4 protein-coding genes are annotated in these 2,515 nt (G+C 66.0%); 3 read left to right on the forward strand and 1 reads right to left on the reverse strand.

Annotation, left to right across the window (positions count from 1 at the left end; translation table 11 throughout):
- Window positions 1-187 precede the first annotated feature (187 nt).
- The 3 genes from HKK72_RS40385 (at window position 188) to HKK72_RS38505 (ending at window position 1,865) form a co-directional block, all read left to right on the forward strand.
- Window positions 188-472: a hypothetical protein gene (locus HKK72_RS40385; RefSeq protein WP_222721675.1), complete on the forward strand. Its 285-nt coding sequence runs from the start codon at window positions 188-190 to the stop codon at window positions 470-472.
- Window positions 473-539: 67 nt separating this feature from the next.
- Window positions 540-1,001 (forward strand): hypothetical protein, encoded by a 462-nt coding sequence (locus tag HKK72_RS38500; RefSeq protein ID WP_187239309.1) that lies wholly within the window; start codon window positions 540-542, stop codon window positions 999-1,001.
- A gap of 306 nt (window positions 1,002-1,307) precedes the next feature.
- Window positions 1,308-1,865, forward strand: coding sequence for a hypothetical protein (locus HKK72_RS38505; RefSeq protein WP_187239310.1), 558 nt, complete (start codon window positions 1,308-1,310; stop codon window positions 1,863-1,865).
- A 39-nt stretch (window positions 1,866-1,904) separates the two neighbouring features.
- Here HKK72_RS38505 and HKK72_RS38510 read toward each other — a convergent pair.
- Window positions 1,905-2,515, reverse strand: a 611-nt coding sequence (locus tag HKK72_RS38510; RefSeq protein ID WP_187239311.1) for a sigma-70 family RNA polymerase sigma factor, incomplete at its 5' end; no start/stop codon positions are given.

Consider the following 2,515-nt stretch of genomic DNA (forward strand, 5'->3'; position numbering starts at 1 on the left):
GTGCTGCGGCCTTGGAGGCCACTACGCCACACGGCACTGTCCGACCCGGCCGGTTACGGCCGGCTCGTCGGCGACCATGACGGTCTGTCGCGGCTCGCAGGGCTGTTCTCGTTCGCGGCGTACTCCAGGCGCACGATCGACGGCGAAGGACTCCGACACGTGGTGGGAACGGCGTCTTCACGCCGAGATGCGGGACTGGCTGCGTCCGGTCACGTATGCCCGGACGCTCTTCCTGATCGGCAGCCGGGACGCCTTCGCGGCGGCTGCAACCGATCTCGAGGCCGCGGCAGGCTGGGGGCCGAGGCAGCCGAACATCCGCAAGGGGGACTCGACCCTCATGAGCACGCTCACGTGGAATCTCGAGCCCGATCCCAGCATCCACCGGCCGGAGATCGACGTCTGTGGCGTACCCGCCGTATGCTCACTTCCGGTGGCCGAACGCGCCTGCCGCCGGTCGGCGCGGCCGCGATGAACTGACGATGCACGCGCCCGCAGTCGGCCACAGTCGGCCGCGCCCGAAGCGTACGTAGGTAGAAGCGATGACGTACTACGAGGACCTCAGTACCTACGACTACCTCGGCGGCGAAGAGGTGATTTCAAGCGCGAACGGCTTCATCGTCTTCGAGCCCGCGTACACGCGCCTCAACGTCGGCTGGCTGGACGCCGAGCGGCCCTTCCCGCAGGGAACGTCGCAGGACGAGTTGGTCTCCGCTCTTCTCTGGGTCACGAGCGGCCAGACGATCAACCTCACGCGAGGATGGCACTGGTGCGGCTTCTGCTTTGACGAGGGCAAGGAGGTCACGGGCAACGGAGAGGTGAGAGTGCCCGGCGGATCCGGAATCATGTACGCCGCTCCCGTCATGATCAGCCATTACGTAGCAGAACACCGATATGCGCCCCCTGACGCGTTCGTCACCGCCGTGCTGGCCTACATGACGACCGGCGACCACTTGGACGAGCCATCGTGGATTCCCGCCGACGCAGAGCGCGCACTCTTCTGAGATGCGGCCGGCCCAGCCGCTGAGCGCCACACTGCCGAGCAACATCACCGGGTCGGCGTATCGGGGCCCGGCCCCAGGCGTGTGGCCAGTCCACGAAGACGACACGGTCGGCGGTGAGCAGGACGTTAGCCGTTCCGTCAAGTCGGTGACGGCGTCGAGCACCCGCTCCAGTTCGGCCGCACGCCACGGCTGTACGGGAAGCGCCCCATCAATGTCCTCGAAGACCAGCGCCACCCACTCGCCATCGTGTCGTTCCATACTGGTGCGATGCACTGAAACGGTCTCCGAGGAAGGGTGTCAGGCAGCATGGCGACGAATTCTCGAATCAAGCCCGTTGAGCGTGCCACCAACAGATCGTGGGACGAGTGGCTGAAGTTCATGGACGGCATCGGTGCCGAGAACCTCGACCATAAGGAAATCGCGCTCAAGGTGTACGAAGAGCTCGACGGCACCATTGACCGGCTCGGCTGGTGGACTCAGGCGGTGACGGTGGCATACGAGCAGTACATCGGCCGGCGGATCCCCGGACAGCGCCCCGACGGAACCTTCCAGATGAGCGTGAGCAAGTCGACGAAGCTCAGCATGGAAGAACTGATGGACAAGTGGAAGGATTTCGCCGCCAAGGACAAGACCGTGCAGGGCGTCATCGTCGACGGAGATCTGCGGGTCAGCGGCACGGACCGGCGCATCACCTGGCGAACCAAGGCCAAGGACGGCTCCTCCGTGATCGTCACCAGCGAGCCGAAGAAGAACGGAACCGCCTCGATCGTGGCGGCCCAGATCGGACTGCAGACACTCGAATTGAACGACGATGCAAGAGAAAAGTGGGCGTCCATCGTCAAGCGTTTCCTGGATAGCGTCTAGCGCTACGTGAATGAAACTGACCCCAGAGCAGCAGCGGGCTCACCGGGCGAGTTCGGCCGGTTCATCCAGCCGCGTCAACTTCCGCGGATTTGCCACCACGTAGATCCGGGTGACCCGCCCGTTCTCCACGACGAGGCTCACCGCGGCCAGGTCGCCTTCGACCTCGATCCGGCCCGCAGGCGCGCCGTTGAGCCACACGGTCGTCATCTCGAACGCGGCCACCACCCGGTTCAGGAGCGTGAGCAACTTCGCCACTCGCTCGGCCCCGTGGATCGGAGCCCGAGAGGCGGCCACAATCCCGCCGCCATCGGCGATGAGGACCACGTCCGGCGCCATGATCTCCATCAGCTCCTGCAAGTGCCCGGTTCGCAGCGCGACCAGGAACCGCTCCACCACTGCCTGCTGCTCCGACCGGCTCACCTGCACCCGCGGCCGGCGAGCCGCCACATGCTCGCGTGCGCGCCGCGCGATCTGCCGAACCGTGGCCGCGGACTTCCCGGTGGCCTCGGCGATCTCGCCGTACGGCATCTCGAAGACCTCGCGGAGCACGAACACCGCCCGCTCCGTCGGCCCGAGCGTTTCCAGCACGGTCAGCATCGCGATCGAGACGCTCTCCGCGAGTTCGATGTCCTCGGCGATATCGGGGGTGG

This window comes from Actinomadura sp. HBU206391 (assembly GCF_014323665.1).
GTDB lineage: Bacteria > Actinomycetota > Actinomycetes > Streptosporangiales > Streptosporangiaceae > Actinomadura_C.